The organism is Streptomyces taklimakanensis (assembly GCF_009709575.1).
GTDB lineage: Bacteria > Actinomycetota > Actinomycetes > Streptomycetales > Streptomycetaceae > Streptomyces > Streptomyces taklimakanensis.
Genome location: NZ_WIXO01000001.1, coordinates 3,120,574 through 3,135,022, shown reverse-complemented (window position 1 = coordinate 3,135,022; position 14,449 = coordinate 3,120,574). Strand labels below are relative to the sequence as shown.

Annotated in this window: 10 protein-coding genes, 2 tRNA genes, 1 other RNA gene and 1 pseudogene; 6 read left to right on the top strand and 8 right to left on the bottom strand. The window is 68.2% G+C overall.

The features are described 5' to 3' along the window. Positions 1–26: 26 nt before the first annotated feature. Positions 27–125, bottom strand: an RNA gene (gene ffs, locus F0L17_RS13675) — signal recognition particle sRNA small type. A 129-nt stretch (positions 126–254) separates the two neighbouring features. On the opposite strand from ffs, the gene F0L17_RS13670 reads away from it, so the two are divergent. After that, a tRNA-Ser gene (locus F0L17_RS13670) sits at positions 255–342 on the top strand. Positions 343–804: 462 nt separating this feature from the next. Beyond that, the gene (locus F0L17_RS13665; RefSeq protein ID WP_155071288.1) at positions 805–984 is read left to right on the top strand and encodes a hypothetical protein; all 180 of its coding nucleotides are present in this window, start codon (positions 805–807) and stop codon (positions 982–984) included. 105 nt (positions 985–1,089) lie between these two features. Here the strand turns inward: F0L17_RS13665 and F0L17_RS13660 are convergent. Beyond that, positions 1,090–1,713, bottom strand: a pseudogene (locus tag F0L17_RS13660) (site-specific integrase); the annotation flags it as partial. Between F0L17_RS13660 and F0L17_RS13655 the strand changes: the two are divergent. Next, complete coding sequence (locus F0L17_RS13655) at positions 1,633–2,343, top strand: DUF1152 domain-containing protein (protein ID WP_162466817.1); 711 nt, start codon at positions 1,633–1,635, stop codon at positions 2,341–2,343. The pseudogene F0L17_RS13660 and the gene F0L17_RS13655 sit on opposite strands and share 81 nt — an antisense overlap. Before the next feature lie 285 nt (positions 2,344–2,628). Here F0L17_RS13655 and F0L17_RS13650 read toward each other — a convergent pair whose 3' ends face one another. Continuing rightward, on the bottom strand, positions 2,629–3,792 hold the full coding sequence (locus tag F0L17_RS13650; protein WP_155071287.1) for a YopA family protein: 1,164 nt from the start codon (positions 3,790–3,792) through the stop codon (positions 2,629–2,631). Positions 3,793–5,161: 1,369 nt separating this feature from the next. Here F0L17_RS13650 and F0L17_RS13645 point away from each other — a divergent pair. The 3 genes from F0L17_RS13645 (at position 5,162) to F0L17_RS13635 (ending at position 6,614) form a co-directional block, all read left to right on the top strand. Continuing rightward, the gene (locus F0L17_RS13645; RefSeq protein WP_155071286.1) at positions 5,162–5,902 is read left to right on the top strand and encodes a hypothetical protein; all 741 of its coding nucleotides are present in this window, start codon (positions 5,162–5,164) and stop codon (positions 5,900–5,902) included. A gap of 198 nt (positions 5,903–6,100) precedes the next feature. Further along, on the top strand, positions 6,101–6,316 hold the full coding sequence (locus tag F0L17_RS13640) for a hypothetical protein (RefSeq protein ID WP_238419368.1): 216 nt from the start codon (positions 6,101–6,103) through the stop codon (positions 6,314–6,316). Between the two features lie 189 nt (positions 6,317–6,505). Further along, positions 6,506–6,614: transfer RNA gene (locus F0L17_RS13635), tRNA-Ser, on the top strand. A gap of 320 nt (positions 6,615–6,934) precedes the next feature. On the opposite strand, the gene F0L17_RS13630 is transcribed toward F0L17_RS13635, so the two are convergent. From F0L17_RS13630 to F0L17_RS27560, 5 genes are all read right to left on the bottom strand, one after another. After that, positions 6,935–7,306, bottom strand: coding sequence for an STAS domain-containing protein (locus F0L17_RS13630; RefSeq protein WP_155071285.1), 372 nt, complete (start codon positions 7,304–7,306; stop codon positions 6,935–6,937). Between the two features lie 299 nt (positions 7,307–7,605). Further along, positions 7,606–8,193: a DUF5994 family protein gene (locus F0L17_RS13625; protein WP_155071284.1), complete on the bottom strand. Its 588-nt coding sequence runs from the start codon at positions 8,191–8,193 to the stop codon at positions 7,606–7,608. 190 nt (positions 8,194–8,383) lie between these two features. Then, complete coding sequence (gene gap / locus F0L17_RS13620; protein ID WP_162466169.1) at positions 8,384–9,382, bottom strand: type I glyceraldehyde-3-phosphate dehydrogenase; 999 nt, start codon at positions 9,380–9,382, stop codon at positions 8,384–8,386. A 103-nt stretch (positions 9,383–9,485) separates the two neighbouring features. After that, on the bottom strand, positions 9,486–10,442 hold the full coding sequence (locus F0L17_RS13615; RefSeq protein ID WP_162466168.1) for a helix-turn-helix domain-containing protein: 957 nt from the start codon (positions 10,440–10,442) through the stop codon (positions 9,486–9,488). 161 nt (positions 10,443–10,603) lie between these two features. Next, complete coding sequence (locus F0L17_RS27560) at positions 10,604–14,377, bottom strand: FG-GAP-like repeat-containing protein (RefSeq protein WP_338018078.1); 3,774 nt, start codon at positions 14,375–14,377, stop codon at positions 10,604–10,606. Between the last annotated feature and the right edge of the window lie 72 nt (positions 14,378–14,449).

Below are 14,449 nucleotides of genomic sequence, written 5' to 3'. Positions count from 1 at the left end.
GGCCCGCACCGACAACCGGGCCCGGGAACGTCAGCGCCCCCCACGCACCCACCAGAGCTCACCTACCCTTGCTGCCTTCCGGCCCTGGGGGAGTTCAGCGAGATGGCGCCACGTGAGGGGCTGCGCCCAGCCTACCGGATACCGGGCGGTGCTCGGGACCACGGGGAGGCCGTCGCGGACCGTGAGGCAGGCCACGGAAGCCGGCCGGGCATCGGGTTCGCGACCACTCCCCCGCGTCATGTAATGTTTCCGGCGGAGGATTCGCCTAGAGGCCTAGGGCGCACGCTTGGAAAGCGTGTTGGGGGCAACCCCTCACGAGTTCGAATCTCGTATCCTCCGCCAGCTCAGAGGGCCGGACCGCGTCAGCGGTCCGGCCCTCTGGCGTTCGCCCGTCTCAGTCGGTCCTGCAGCGGGTACCGAACTCGCGCCAGGACGTTTCTGGGGCCCTGATCATGATCACGACGCCTGCTGCACATCGAGCAGTCCTCTCCGTGCTCGACAGGATCTACACGGCCCCTTGCCACCAACAACGATCGGAGTACAGCCGGCCAGTGCGGACAGGCCGTCGCCGACGTGAGCAAGCACACCAGGCAGGGAGTTGCGCGCCTAACCGTTCAAGGGTGTAGGGCCCTCACAGATCATTGGATCCGCTACCAAAACCGCAGGTCATATGAGGGTTGCGGCGCTAACCCTCACGTCCCCCATTCTCGCCGTGCTGCCGGAGACCTCCGCAGCCCACGGAAGGGGTGAACTTCACGCACACCCCAGTACGTGCGACCGCACGACTACTGAGAGGGACGTTTGATGACTCTGAACAATCTTGTGCTCGCCATGGTGGTCGTCGTTCTGACGCTGCTTGTGGCCTTTGCGCTCGGCGCGCTGGTGTGTTCTCGCCCCACGCTGAACGGGCCGGTCCAGGCCGCGATGGGCGGCATTACGACGATGGTGGCGCTGCTGGCTGTGCTCGTCGCCGTCGCCCGCTGACAGTTGTAACGGCACGCTTCTCGACCTCGTAGGCGTTTCACCTGCCCACCAAGGCAGACGGAAGGCCCCGACCGGTCACGGTCGGGGCCTTCGTTGTGCTCCGTCTCAATCTCCCTCCGGGACCTCCCAGAGGGCGTCGCCGACCTGCTGCGCCACCTTCCGCAGCATCGGCCCCGTGATGTGCATGTAGCGGGCTCGCATCCGAACCGCTCCGCCGGGCTCCCACCCCATGATCGCGTCCACGACGACATCGGGGACGCCGAGGACCAGGAGGACGGTCGCCGCGGTGTGGCGACCGTCATGCAGCCGGCCGTCCCGCACGCCCGCGTCCCGAAGGAGCTTCTTCCAGACGTGGTAGTCGGTGTTCGGGCTCAGCGGCCCACCGGTCGGAGACGCGAAGACGTAGCCCTTGCCCTCCCAGGCCGAGCCCGCCGCAAGCCGTTCCGCCTCCTGCGTGTCGCGATGCCGGCGCAGGATCTTGATGAGCGGATCGGGCAGGCCGACCGTGCGGCGACCGGCACGGGACTTCGTGGTCTTGTGCTCGCGCCGCACCTGCTCGCGCTGAGGGCAGTAGCCGGCCATCCTGCCGCAGGTGTCGCCACACCCGTGCCGGTACTTCGGCCGGAGACGGCTCCGGCGGATGCGCAGATAGCCCGCGTCCAGGTCCACGTCCTCCCACTGGAGGCCCAACGCCTCACCCTGCCGGAGGCCGAGCGCCAGGGCGACGAGCCCACCCTCAAAAGCCCGCTCGGCGACGCCCTCACCCTGGCCGCCTGCTGCCAGATCAACGCACCCGTCCGCCTGCTGATCGCAGGCCCCGGACTCGACGGCGAGATCTCCGCCGACGATCTGCGCGACCGACTCGGCGCCCTGGTGTGCACCTTCACCGCCGAGCACACCGCAGCACTCGGCAGCGTCCTGGACTGGCACCCCTCCGAGGCGACCGCCATGCTCGCCGCCACCGCCCGCGGCGTACGCGGACTGTGCGAGGTACGAGACGCCGGACTCCCCGTTCCCCTCACCGACGAGGGACCGACCGTCCACGAAGCCGACCTCGACGAGGCCGAGCAGCACAGCCGCGACATCTGCGGCTTCTCGGAGATCGACTACGAGCGCAACAAGGCCGCATGGCTCAACGGCCACACACCAGCCCAGCTCAATCCCGACGCCGCCCTGAGTCAACTCGACCAGTTCGAGGCCGACGCTCGCGCCCGCGGCATCACCCACACGACGTTCCGCCGCATCACCGAAGCCCTCGGCATCAACGGCACCCAGCGTCAGTACCTCAGAGACCTCCTGCTCACCAGCCGCCCTGAGCAATACGACGCCCCACTCTGGCGCATCACCACCGAAGCCTGAGTAACAACTTTCTCTACGGGTTCAAGGCGGCTCGCTGCCGCTCGCCGCGCGCGGCCCGGGTTGCTGCCAGGGCTGGTCGGTGGCTGGGGCGGTCGGCTCCACGGCTTTAGGCAGCCACCTTGGGGCGAGCCTCGAAGATCGGGGCCCACATCGGGCACTTGCGGGCAGGCCAGGAGCCAGCCCGATTTCGCGGGCCAGCGTACGGGCCCCGATCTCTCGCCCCAAGGCAGCTCCCGCCCAAAGCCGCTCCGCCGACCTCAGGAAGCCGCAAACTCACCGTGTTTCTTACAGCCCCCAAGGAACCGTATCCACAACTCCAGCGTATTTATTCTCCGCTATCGGACTGCGAAATGGTCCTTCATACCCGACGTAAGCCAGAGTCGCGAGTAGCAAGTAGTACTGCGAAAGTTGCCAAGCGTCAATCCACGCCTCCACATCGTAACGTCGGGCACCGATACGCCGCTTCGGATGGATTACACCGTTGCGCATCCGAGTTATGATCTCCGGACCGCTCTTGCAGGGATTCGCAGTATCCGACACGGCCGCTTCAGCTAGAGATGGCATGTGACTTGGCACATTGATGTCGACATTCCAATGACTCAGCATGCGCCCAATAACTTTGTGCGCAGGATTTGCCGACGGCCGATAATCCCTGCGTGAAACGAGCTGCAATTCCTCAACGAGCACAGCCCAAGAAAGCAATTCCAAGCCAGCCTGAAAGGTCGAGGTCGCCAACTCGATGGGATCTCCTGCACATCCATCAATGTAGTAATTGACGGCGTACTGGAATACGTCTTTGCGATACGAGTCAGGCCACGCCGAGTCCGTGCAAGCGATGAGCCCGCCAAGTATCTCAGCGTTAACAGGGTCGACGAGCGTGTGCCCTCCTGACCATGGAGTGACCCTGTAGGCCCTCCAGTCAGCCCAGACAGGTGTTCCGTCCCTCTGATAGCCGACGCTCAGCACGGGCGCCGTCCAACGCCCACACGCAAAGCTAAGCACGTATCGCAGGTACTCAATTACCTCTTCGGCCCGGGAAGTGGAGAAAACACTGCCATCCCGCTTCCGGATTTCGCCAACGTGAGTGACTGCATATCCGCCCTCACGCCGCAGGTCTTTATACACCCGACTCGGCGGCGCAACTGAGTCTAGTACAAGGTCCCACTCTCTCATAGGGAGCAGCAGACGGCCCATCCAGTGAGCCCCGCCCGAGGACAGGGGCAGGCCATGAATGTCAGGAAAATTAGGGAGCGAGAATGTCACACGTTCAATATCCCGCTCCCCTCCGATAACCATATCGGAAATGCGGCCGTCCGCCTTCCACACCCACTCCTCTTCCAGCATCTCTTCGAAAGGCGACTGCGGCACTATGCCATCTTGCGCTGGACGCACGACGACATCGCTTACATTCCCAAGATTGTGCTTGATTTCGTAGCGCCCGTACTGCATGGAGGAGGCCGTATAGAAAACTTGGGGACGTGGATTCCAGCGCCACGTAAGATTCCCGGTTGCTTCGAATTTTCGCCCCTCGTGCTCGACGTTCAAGCGCCCCGCATGCAGAACCACATCTTGGCGCGGCTGATCTTGGACGTATTGGTGCCGGATGGGCTGCCCCGGGGTTAGCCAAGCGAATCGCTCATCGGCCCCGTCCAACTGTTCATCACCAGTCAAGTGCCACCCCCAGCTAGCCCAGCAGTGCTCTATCCGCAAACACCTCAATCATAGGATATCGATCGGTTTTCAGACCCGCATATGCGCAAAAGAGGAGGTGCTGAGTGGTCGCCACCCCTGATAGCCAGAGCGCCCCCGGGTTGTCCTCGGGCCGTGGGGGGGGGGTGCTCAACGATGACCAACATAGACAACTGCTGACAGTTCAGCAGCAGGTCATGATGTTGATCAGTAAGGCGACCACAGGTCACGGCCGCCGGTGATCAATGACCGCGCGGTGCCCATCACTCTTCTCTAGCAGCCGATCCAGTCCTCGCGTTCGTTCGCCCGGCCGTATCTCAGCGCCCAAGGCCCGCTGGCATCGCGGCAGGCGGTCTTGTGCTGGCCCGTCTCGGCATCTACGGTCGATCTGCTCAAGTAGTGCTACGCACTTGGGGGAAGCATGCATCTCGACTTCAGTGCTTTAGTACGCGAGCTGGGAACGCCTTCCAAGCTCATTGTTAGCTCGACACCGGAACTAGCAGAAGAGGTCGAAAAGGAAGCCCGAGAGCGCGTCGGACCGAAACGCGGGGCTTCCGGACTCTACCGAAAGCCAGTCTACGCAATTCCGTCCGACTTATTCACCGGGATCGAATCAAGCCCGGCAGAAGTACTGCGCGAATTAGGCTTGGCTACTACATTCGTTACCGCTTCACCTTTCGCCGACATAGCACGCCACTGGGCACATGTACGCTACTGTGCCACTCTCAGGAGCAATCAAAAGCAGATCTTGGCCCTATCCCGGGCGGGCTCCGATATAGTGCACCATCATAAGGTTGCACAGTCAGAGCAACTCGGCGTTGGCTTGGCCCTTGTAGTGGCAAAGAGGATCCTTGAGCGGAAATACCCTGGTTGGCTGTTTTCGAGCGTTGACGTGGACGTCGCACTCGCAGCTGGATTCATCGAAGGGGTGGGCCTAGTTCGACAGAAGAACAGGGCAACAATGCGCCCCGATTATTTCTTGGTCGGCCGTCGTGTCGGAAGCCGAAATTCAGGGTGCAAGGTCTATGTCCTGGAGTGCAAAGGAACCCACGGTAACGCCTACCATTCTCGTAAGCAGTTGGCCACAGCTTCTCTTCAAGTAGGTTCCATTGAGGTAGGGTCTCGAACCTTGCCGAGCTTGATCGTTGCATCTCGCCTGTCCACGGCTGGCGTCTCCATTGACGTACTCGATCCCCCTGGAAATGACGACCTATGGGAGGGCGAACCTGAAGAACTCGATGCCTTACTGTCCGACGATCCCGGTCCTCAGCAGTGGACGTCAGGCAAGCCTACCTTCGAACAGTTTTATGCACGGCAGCAAGAACATCTCGGATCTGTGGAATTCGAGCCCAATGATGCTGAATTGACGGCCGCACGTGCTGAGTATGAGGCAAGCCTGGGGGAACTTCCCATCATTTTCCAGGTGCCCGAGGATGGGAAAAAGTGGCTATTTCGCATTCTTGCGAGAAATGCAGCTCACTCCGTCCTGCGATTCGCGGGCGACAATACTTCTGCGTCGCAATTTACCTCACCAAGAATCGCAGATTATCAGCACCTACCTTTAGACGACCTAGCCCCGGACTGGCAGACTTTCACCGTAAGCTCCGAGTCCAATATTGATTCACACCGGTTTGTTGGCGTCAAATATTCCATGCCACTTCCTAACGGCGCCTCTCTTGAAATCTTTAGAGGGGTCGAAAAGGGAATGTACGAAAATCTTCGCGAGGGAAGAATCAGCGCCTACATGCGAAGGGCTCACCGGCTTCGCGATGCATGGGCATCGGTCGCCACAGGAGCAGCTACGAGCGGCCCGCACCAGGCCGTCTCGGTCGGAAGTGACGGAACCGGACTGCGGATCCGCGTGGTGTAACGGATCAGGCGTCCTGAGTCGCCGGGCCGCTGCTGACATCCACAGCAGACATCAACGAGGCCGGACACCAGCGAATCCAGCCGAACTAAGGCATCAGATCAGATGCCGTACCAACCGAACGTTAAGGCCGCAGCATCGAACTCCTAAAGCGGTGCTCTGAGGAAAGAGTCGCAGCTCAGTGGCTGTCATCATCACGTGATGGCAGGCGCGCAGCTACCGACAGGGTGGACTCTGGAACAGATCCGCGACGTCTCCGGCGATCGCGAGGCCGTGGTGCTCAGCACCGACCGCGCGGTGACGTGGTTGGGCCAGCCGGGGAAGGAGGAACGGCTCTGCCCCCAGATCATCTTGCGGTTCCATGAACTGTGCCTGGTGAAGCCGGTCGACGAGAGGACTGATACATGGGCAGCCTGAACGAGGATGGCAGTATCGACTGTTGGAGTGCCTACGACAGCCTCTACGAGGCTCTTCGCGGTCTGTAGCTCATGGGCCTCCGCCCCAGGTCAGCGCAGCGTCGACCGTCTCAGTTTCCGTCTCATTCGCCAATGTCCGCACCCGTTCAGCTCGGTGCGGCGGTGGCGTCCGGGAAGCGCCGCCGGACGGGCGTAGATGCAGGTGAACGGCCCTGGACGACTGCCAGCGGACCACCCACAGGCTTGGAAAGCGTGTTGGGGGCACCCCCTTGCGAGTTCGAATCTCGTAATCCTCCGCACCCGCCCAGCAGGGCAGACGCGAGGCCCCGATCGGTCGGGGCGAGGCCTCGTCGTCATTCCGTCCCGGTCGGCCCCCAGCCGGCTTCGAGCGGCTTCCAGAGGCGTCTCCGGGGTGCTCCGCGGCTCTCCCGAGGTGCCGCCGGACCCGTGGGTGCGCGGAGCAAGCCCGGAGCCGGGCGCCCGCTCGGCCACCGGCGGCGTGCTCCGGGGCGGCCATCCGCAGACCACCGGCCGGCCCGCTGGGCGTGGCTCCCATGAGCGAGTCGGTCCGGGCGGACGGCCGCGCGCGGTCCGAGGGAGAGGACCGGGGCCCGCGGCGTCACGGCGCACCGCCCGCGGGAGCGGGGGTCCGGCGCGACGGTGCTTGAGCGATGTGGACCGGGTGGATCAGGAAGCCGGAATCGGTGATCTCGGTGATCCGGGCCATGGTCGGCGGCGGGTAGTGCAGTTGCAGGGTCGTTCCGGCATCGGCGGCGAGCCGGGACGCCGCGAGGAACGCGTTGAGTCCGCTGCCGTCGCAGAAGGAGACCGCCGTGAGGTCGACGTCGACGACGCGGATGCCGTCACGTAAGCATTCGGCCAGCGCGGCGCGCACCAGCGGGGCCGTGACCAGGTCGATCTCTCCCGCGAAGGTGATCAGTGCACGGGTGCCGCGGTCGTGCCGGTAGACGTTCAACTGGGGAAGGGCCATGGGCTCCTCGGTTCGGACGGCCCGTCGTGGAACGCCGTGAGGCAGGACCGGATCGGCCCTCGTGGCATACGCCGGTACGGGGTGTGCGCGGTGACGGGGTGAACGGCCGGTCCGGCGGCCGGAGTCCGCCGGACACGGTGGCCGGCCCGGCCGTACGGGGATGCGCCGGGCCCGGGGCAGCCGGCGTGGGAGACGGCGATGCGTTCACCGCGCCACGAGTCGAGCAGGTGGACGGGGAACGCGCCCCGAGCGGTCGTCGCCGGGACCACGGCCGCGGACGCGGAGGGTCCCTGCGGGCCTCATGTCGCCTTCGGCCGTTCCGGCATCGTGGCGGTGACTGCCGGGGTCCGTGGACGTGCGGCCGGAACCGTTGGCCTCGTGCCCCCTTCCGAGTCCCAGACCGCTTCCACGGCCCGGTCGGTCTCGGCCACCGTCCGCAGGTGCGCCGCCTGCTCCATCAACCGGCTCGCGGTCGACGTACCCAGTGGGTCGCTCGCGGCGGCCATCAGCCAGGCGGCCGAGACGGGGGTCGTCTGCGGCGGAACCACCAGCAGGTTCCAGTAGTCCGCGTGGTACGAGAGGAGTAGCAGCCCGTGCGGGTCCTGCTCGGCCAGGAACCAGCCCACCTTCACCACGTGTCCGGCGACGGGCACCTTGCGCGGGACGACCGGCCAGTGGGTGGGGTTCACCGTGGCCCGGGTGATCCGCCCCCACAGCGGATCGAGCACGTCCGTCAGTGCCGGGAGCTCCGCCCCCAGATCGCGGGAGCGCGGCCACCAGGCTCCGTCCAGCGGCCCCGACGCGGAGCCGACGGGAACCAGTGACAGGCGTGGGGGAGGAGAGGAACGGTCTTCGAGTGTCGGCGGGTGGTGGACGGTCGCAGTCATGACGCGGGCCCTGCCCCGGGCCGGTCGCAACCGACCCGGTGTATTCGATCGCCGAAAACGACACGGGCGTGGAGGCCGGTGCGCGAAGTATCCTCGGTACTTTCAAGCATACTCCTCGGACGGGCCGAACGGACCGTGCGCCCGACGGCCCGTTCGGCAGCGAGCCGGAACGCCCCCGCCCCGGCGTCCGTCAGCGGGTGGCGAGGAGTTCGAGCGTGTCGATCACCCGGTTCGAGAAGCCCCACTCGTTGTCGTACCAGGCGACCACTTTGACGTGGCGGCCGTCGACGCGGGTGAGGGCCGAGTCGAAGATCGACGAAGCCGGATTGCCCGTGATGTCGGACGACACGAGCGGGTCCTCCGAGTACTCGAGGATGCCGGCGAGCGGCCCCTCCGCCGCGGCGCGGTACGCCGCCAGCACGTCGTCGCGCGTCACGTCGCGGGCGACGGTCGTGTTCAGTTCGACGATCGAGCCCACCGGGACCGGTACGCGGATCGAGTCGCCCGACAGCTTGCCGTCGAGGTTCGGCAGCACCAGGCCGATCGCCTTGGCGGCGCCCGTCGTGGTCGGCACGATGTTGACGGCGGCGGCGCGGGCGCGGCGGGCGTCGCGGTGCGGACCGTCCTGCAGGTTCTGCTCCTGCGTGTAGGCGTGCACCGTCGTCATGAAGCCGTGTTCGATACCGGCGACCTCGTCGAGCACCGCGGCCAGCGGCGCGAGCGCGTTGGTCGTGCACGAGGCGTTCGAGACGATCGTGTGCGCGGCCGGGTCGTACGCGCCGGTGTTGACCCCGAACGCGAGCGTGACGTCGGCCCCGTCCGACGGCGCGCCGACGAGCACCTTCCCCGCGCCCGCGTCGAGGTGGGCGCGGGCGGCCTCGGCCGAGGTGAAGCGGCCGGTCGCCTCGAACACGATGTCGACGCCGAGTTCGGCCCAGGGCAGCCGCACCGGTTCGCGCTCGGCGAGCACCGTGACGCGGCGGCCGTCGACGACGAGGGCGTCCCCGTCGACGGTCACCGGGCGTCCGAGCCGACCGGCCGTGGTGTCGTAGGCGAGCAGCCGGGCGAGGGTGGCGGGCTCGGTGAGGTCGTTGACGGCGACGACTTCGAGGCTGCTGTCGCGCTCCAGCAGTGCGCGCAGCACGTTGCGTCCGATGCGGCCGAATCCGTTGATGGCGATGCGGGTCACAGGTGGTCTCCCTTCGGTTCGCCACCAGCGTCACGCGCGGCGTCCGCCCGTGACAGCGGCGTGATCGCCAGGGTCCGCAAGGATCGCGCCGCGGACCGGCGGACTACTCGCCCCGGGCGAAGGTGCGTCGGTACTCGCTCGGCGTGGTGCCGAGGACGCGCCGGAAGTGCAGCCGCAGGTTGGCACCGGTGCCCAGACCGACGTCGGCGGCGATCTGCTCGACGCTCCGCCGCGAGCGCTCCAGCAGCTCACGGGCCACGTCGATGCGGGCGCGCATGACCCACTGCATCGGCGTGTACCCCGTGTCCTCGGCGAAGCGCCGCGAGAACGTGCGGGGCGAGACCCCCGCGTGCCGGGCGAGCAGTTCGAGGGTGAGGTCCTCGCCGAGCCGGCGCAGCGCCCACTCGCGGGTGGCGGCGAACCGCTCGCCGAGCGGCTCGGGCACGCTGCGCGGCACGTACTGTGCCTGACCGCCGCTGCGGTAGGGGGCCGCGACCAGGCGTCGTGCCGCGTGGTTCGACGCGGCCACCCCGAGGTCGCCGCGGAGAACGTGCAGGCACAGGTCGATGCCCGAGGCGGCCCCGGCCGACGTCAGCACGCTGCCCTCGTCGACGAACAGGACGTTCTCGTCGACCCGGACGAGCGGGTGTCTCGCCGCGAGCGCCCGCGTGTAGTGCCAGTGCGTCGTGGCGCGCCTGCCGTCGAGCAGGCCCGTGGCGGCGAGCGCGAAGGCGCCCGTCGAGATGGCGGCGAGCCGCGCGCCCCGAGCGTGGGCGGCGATCAGCGCGTCGACGACGGCCTGCGGCGGGTCGTCGCGATCCGGGAACCGGTAGCCGGGGACGAAGACGATGTCGGCCCACGCGAGCGCGTCGAGGCCGTGGGTGACGTGGTACGACAGGCCGTCGCCACCGGCCACGAGACCGGGTGCCGCCCCGCACACCCGCACCTCGTACGGCATGCTCGCGCGGGTCGTGAACACCTGCGCGGGAATGCCGACGTCGAGCGGCTTGGCGCCCTCGAGCACCAGGACGGCGACGCGACGCAGGCGGGGGGATCGCACGGGGACAGGGTACGAGGAGCGCGGCACCGGCCCGTTCGTCCCGTTGGGCTCCCCACGGGCGCGTGGTGGCGCGCCCGAACGGCGAGGGGCCGGGGAGACGTCCTTCCGTCTCCCCGGCCCCTCGCCGTGTCCCGCCCTTCCGGCCTCGCGGCTCCGGCGGCTCAGAACAGGCCCTTGTAGCCTCCCCAGCCGGCGGAGATCTCGTACCGGCCGGTGAAGGTGCCGTTCCCCTTGCCGTTGTTGCGGTACAACACCCCGGCACGGTCACGCACCACGATGTCGGCGTGCCCGTCCCCGGTGATGTCGCCCACCCCCACCAACGTGTCGTAGGACAACCCCCAGTTCGCCACCAACAGCACCCGGTCCTCCAACAGACCGGTACCGGTGCCGTCGTAGCGGAACAACGCGCCGTCCCCACGGTGGGCGAGCACCTCACCGTGACCGTCACCGTCCAGATCACCGACCCCGACGATCTTGGTGTACGACGTCCACGCCGACCGGATCTTCCGACCCGCCGCCAGCGTGCCGTCGCTCCGACCGGCGAACAGCTGAATGTCGCCGGTGGCGGACCGCCGCCCCAACAGATCGGCGCGCCCGTCCCCGGTGATGTCACCCGGCGAGGTCAACACGTCATAGGCGTTCCACCCGGTGCCCAGGCTCGTGTACGGCGTCTCCGGCCCCACCGGATCACCGCACTCGGGCCGGTACCCCCGCAACTCGCCGCCGTCCGTCCGCACCAGCACGTCGTTGCAGCGATCCCCGTCCAGATCCCCGAACGAGACCACCAACACCGAGTTCGACCACCCCAACGCCGAGGTCTTGCCCGAGAAACCGCCCGCACCGTCCCCCTGCTGGAACGTCAACCAACCACCGGTACTGACCGTGATCATGTCCGCCACACCGTCCGGACGCCCGCCCGTCCCGGCGTGGTCCCGCGGGGCCGCCGCGACGGTGCGGGCGGCGGAGACGGCCGTGCCGTCCGGCCGGTCGCTCCTGTGGGCGGTGACGGCCACCGTCAGCTTCTCGCCCAGGAGGGAGGAGGGGACCCGGTAGGTGGCGGAGGTCGCCCCGGAGATCGCCCGGCCGTCGGCCCGCCACTGGTAGGTGTACGAGTCCGGAGTCGGTGTCCAGGTGCCGGGGACGGCGGTGAGCAGGGCGCCGACCCGCGCGGTGCCGGTGATCTTGGGCTTCGCGGTGTTCTCCACCGGGGGCGGGGCGACGGTGAAGGTGCCCTTGCCGTACTGCCACCCGTAGTGGGTGTGGACGCTGAGGCTCCAGTCGCCCACCGCGGCCCCGGTCAGGTCCAGGACGGCCGTGAGCGTCCTGCGGTCGGCCGAGACCGAGGTGGTGGTGGCCGTCACCGTCCGGCCGGACCGGTGGATCGCCACCTCGTCGTCCTCGTGCAGGGCGGTGCCCTCCACCGTCATCGTGACCTCGGTGCCGCTGGTGCCGCTGGTCGGGGACACCTTGCCGACGGTCCTCTTCTCCACGCCGCAGGGGGACGACGAGCAGACGAGCTCCACGCTGTAGTCCGTCCGCGACGCCTTCTCGGGCAGCCCGACGACCAGGAGGCTCGGACTGACCTCCCTGGTGTACGGCTCGCTCACGGCGCACCGGTAGCCACTGGGCACGAACAGGGTGCAGTTGTTGTCCAGACCGGCGTCGTACAGGCTGGGCACAGCCGTCTCGGTGCCTCCCGAGGTGTCGCTGATCTCCAGGTCGAAGCGGTCGGCGTAGGCGGTGGGCAGCGACGCGCAGAAGGCGGTGTGCCGCTCGTCCAGGGTGCCGGTGACCGGGCCGTACCCGTAGCTGACGTTCGGCACCTTCGCGCACTCGTCGGCCGGTCCCGCCGCGGTGGCGACGCGCAGGGCGTCGAAGCGGTAGGAGTCGGCGGCCCGCAGGCTCGTCGGCACGCCGAGCAGGACCTGGTAGGTGGTGGAACCGGTGACCGCGCAGGCCTCGTTCCGGTACCGGCAGACGGTCTCGCCGTCCGCGCCGTGGGCCAGGAGGTTCGCGGTGCCGAGCGGGTCGCGGACGTCGAGGTGGAGGACGTCCCCGGCGTCGCCGGTGGTCACCTGGCGGCAGACCAGCATGCCCGGTGCTCGGAGGGTGCCGCCCGTGGACGGGCCGCCCACCGGGGTGGCCGGGCCGGTGGTGCAGCCCTCGGCCGTCGCGGTGACGTCGCGGCGGGTCAGGGTGTACTCGGCGGCGGTGTCGCGGCCGGTGATCAGCACCGTGTGCGCGGCGCCCGGGGTGAGGGCGCAGGTGGTCCAGGTGGACCGGGAGGGCCACACCTCGCAGAGCAGCTTCCCGTCCGGGTCCAGCACCGAGAACTCGGCGGTGGCCGTTCCCGAGACCGCCTGGAGCTGGAAGTTCTCCATCGCGCTGTGGTCGTCGGCCGGGACGGTCAGACAGTGCGAGAAGACGCCGTCGCCGGTGGCGACCCGGGCCGAGGGGCTCGTGTCGGTGAAGTCGCCCGCGGGGACGGCCGGGCAGTCGGCCGCGGTGTCGGTGCGGTGCAGGGCGAGGGTGTACGGGCCGGTCGGCGCGTTGTCGTCGTCGGCGAAGACCAGGACGCGGAACGGTGCGGTGCCGGTGAGTTCGCAGGTGCCGTTGGAGAGCGCGCTCCCCTCGCACCGCAGGGCGCCGTCCGCGTCGACGACGATCGGGCTGGTGCTCGGTGAGGCTCCGCCCAGCGGCCTCAGGATCGCCGTCCGGGCGCCCTCGGGCAGGGGCAGCGTCAGGCAGTCGACCTCGCCGGCCACCGTGAAGGAGCCCTGGTGGCGGCCGAGTGCGACGGTCTCGCAGCCGGCGGTGGAGGAGCGGTCGAGAACGAGGGTCGCGGCGTCGGCGAGCAGGGTGTAGTCACCGGCGGCGGGCAGGGAACAGGGGGAGTTCCACGTCTCGCAGACGGTCTTGCCGGCGCGGTCGTACACGGCGAGCGGGGAGGTGGAGCCGCCCGGGAAGACCTCGTGCGCCTCGTACGGGCCGGCGGCCGGGGCGGTGAAGATCCTGCAGCCGGTGGCCTCCTCCGGTGTGGTGGGCGCGGAGCCGTAGGCGTTCACGGGCACCCGGGCGCAGCCCTCGGGGTCGGACAGTCGACGCGTCCTGAGGGTGTACTCGGCGGGGAAGCCGCCCTCCGCCGCGGTCACCCGGACGATGACCCGGTAGGGGCCTTCACCGGGCAGTACGCACCCCTTGTTGTCGTCCTCGTTGAAGCGCGGACAGATCCGGGTGCCGGTCTTGTCGGTGATCCAGGACAGGGCGCCGCCGGACCGGGTGGTGCGGACCTCCTGGAGGATCCGTTCGCCGGGCTTCCCGGTGAACGGGTGGCACAGGAGGGCGACCGGGGAGACCGAGGAGCCGGTGACGGGGTCGAGATCCCAGGAGGTGCCGGTCTCCGGTTCGCACCCGTCGGTGTCGGCGAGGGAGATGACGGTGACGGCGATCTCGTCCGACTGCCACCCGTCGTTGACGACCTTCAGGGTGTAGGAGCCCGCGCGGGGCAGGTCGCACCAGCCGGAGCCGTAGGTGTAGTCGTGGCAGTCGATCTGGTTCTCGCCGTCGAAGACCTGGAGGTGGGTCTCGTTGTGCCGGTCGTCCGACAGGACGCGGTGCGCGCCGGCCCGTTCGGCGGTGAAGGTGTGGCAGGAGGCTTCCCCGGCGGGAACCGTCGCCCTGCCCACCGCGTCCCCCGGGTCTCCGAAGGGGGCGAGCGGCAGGGGGACGCAGTCCTCGGCGGCGGGCGCCGTGCCGGGCTCCTCCTCGGGCCGGGGGTCGGGCTCGGCGCTGGGCTCGGGCTCGGCGCTGGGCTCGGGCTCGGCGGTGGACTCGGCGGTGGACTCGACCCGGGCCTCTGTACCGGCCTTCGTGCCGGGCGCGGGCTCGTCGGTCGCCTGCGCGACGCCTGCCGGGAGCAGTGTGGTCAGGAGCACCGCCAGAGCGAGCAGCGGTGTGGTGCACGCCGCGCGTCTCGCGCGCGTACGTGGTCGTGGGCGCATCGAACT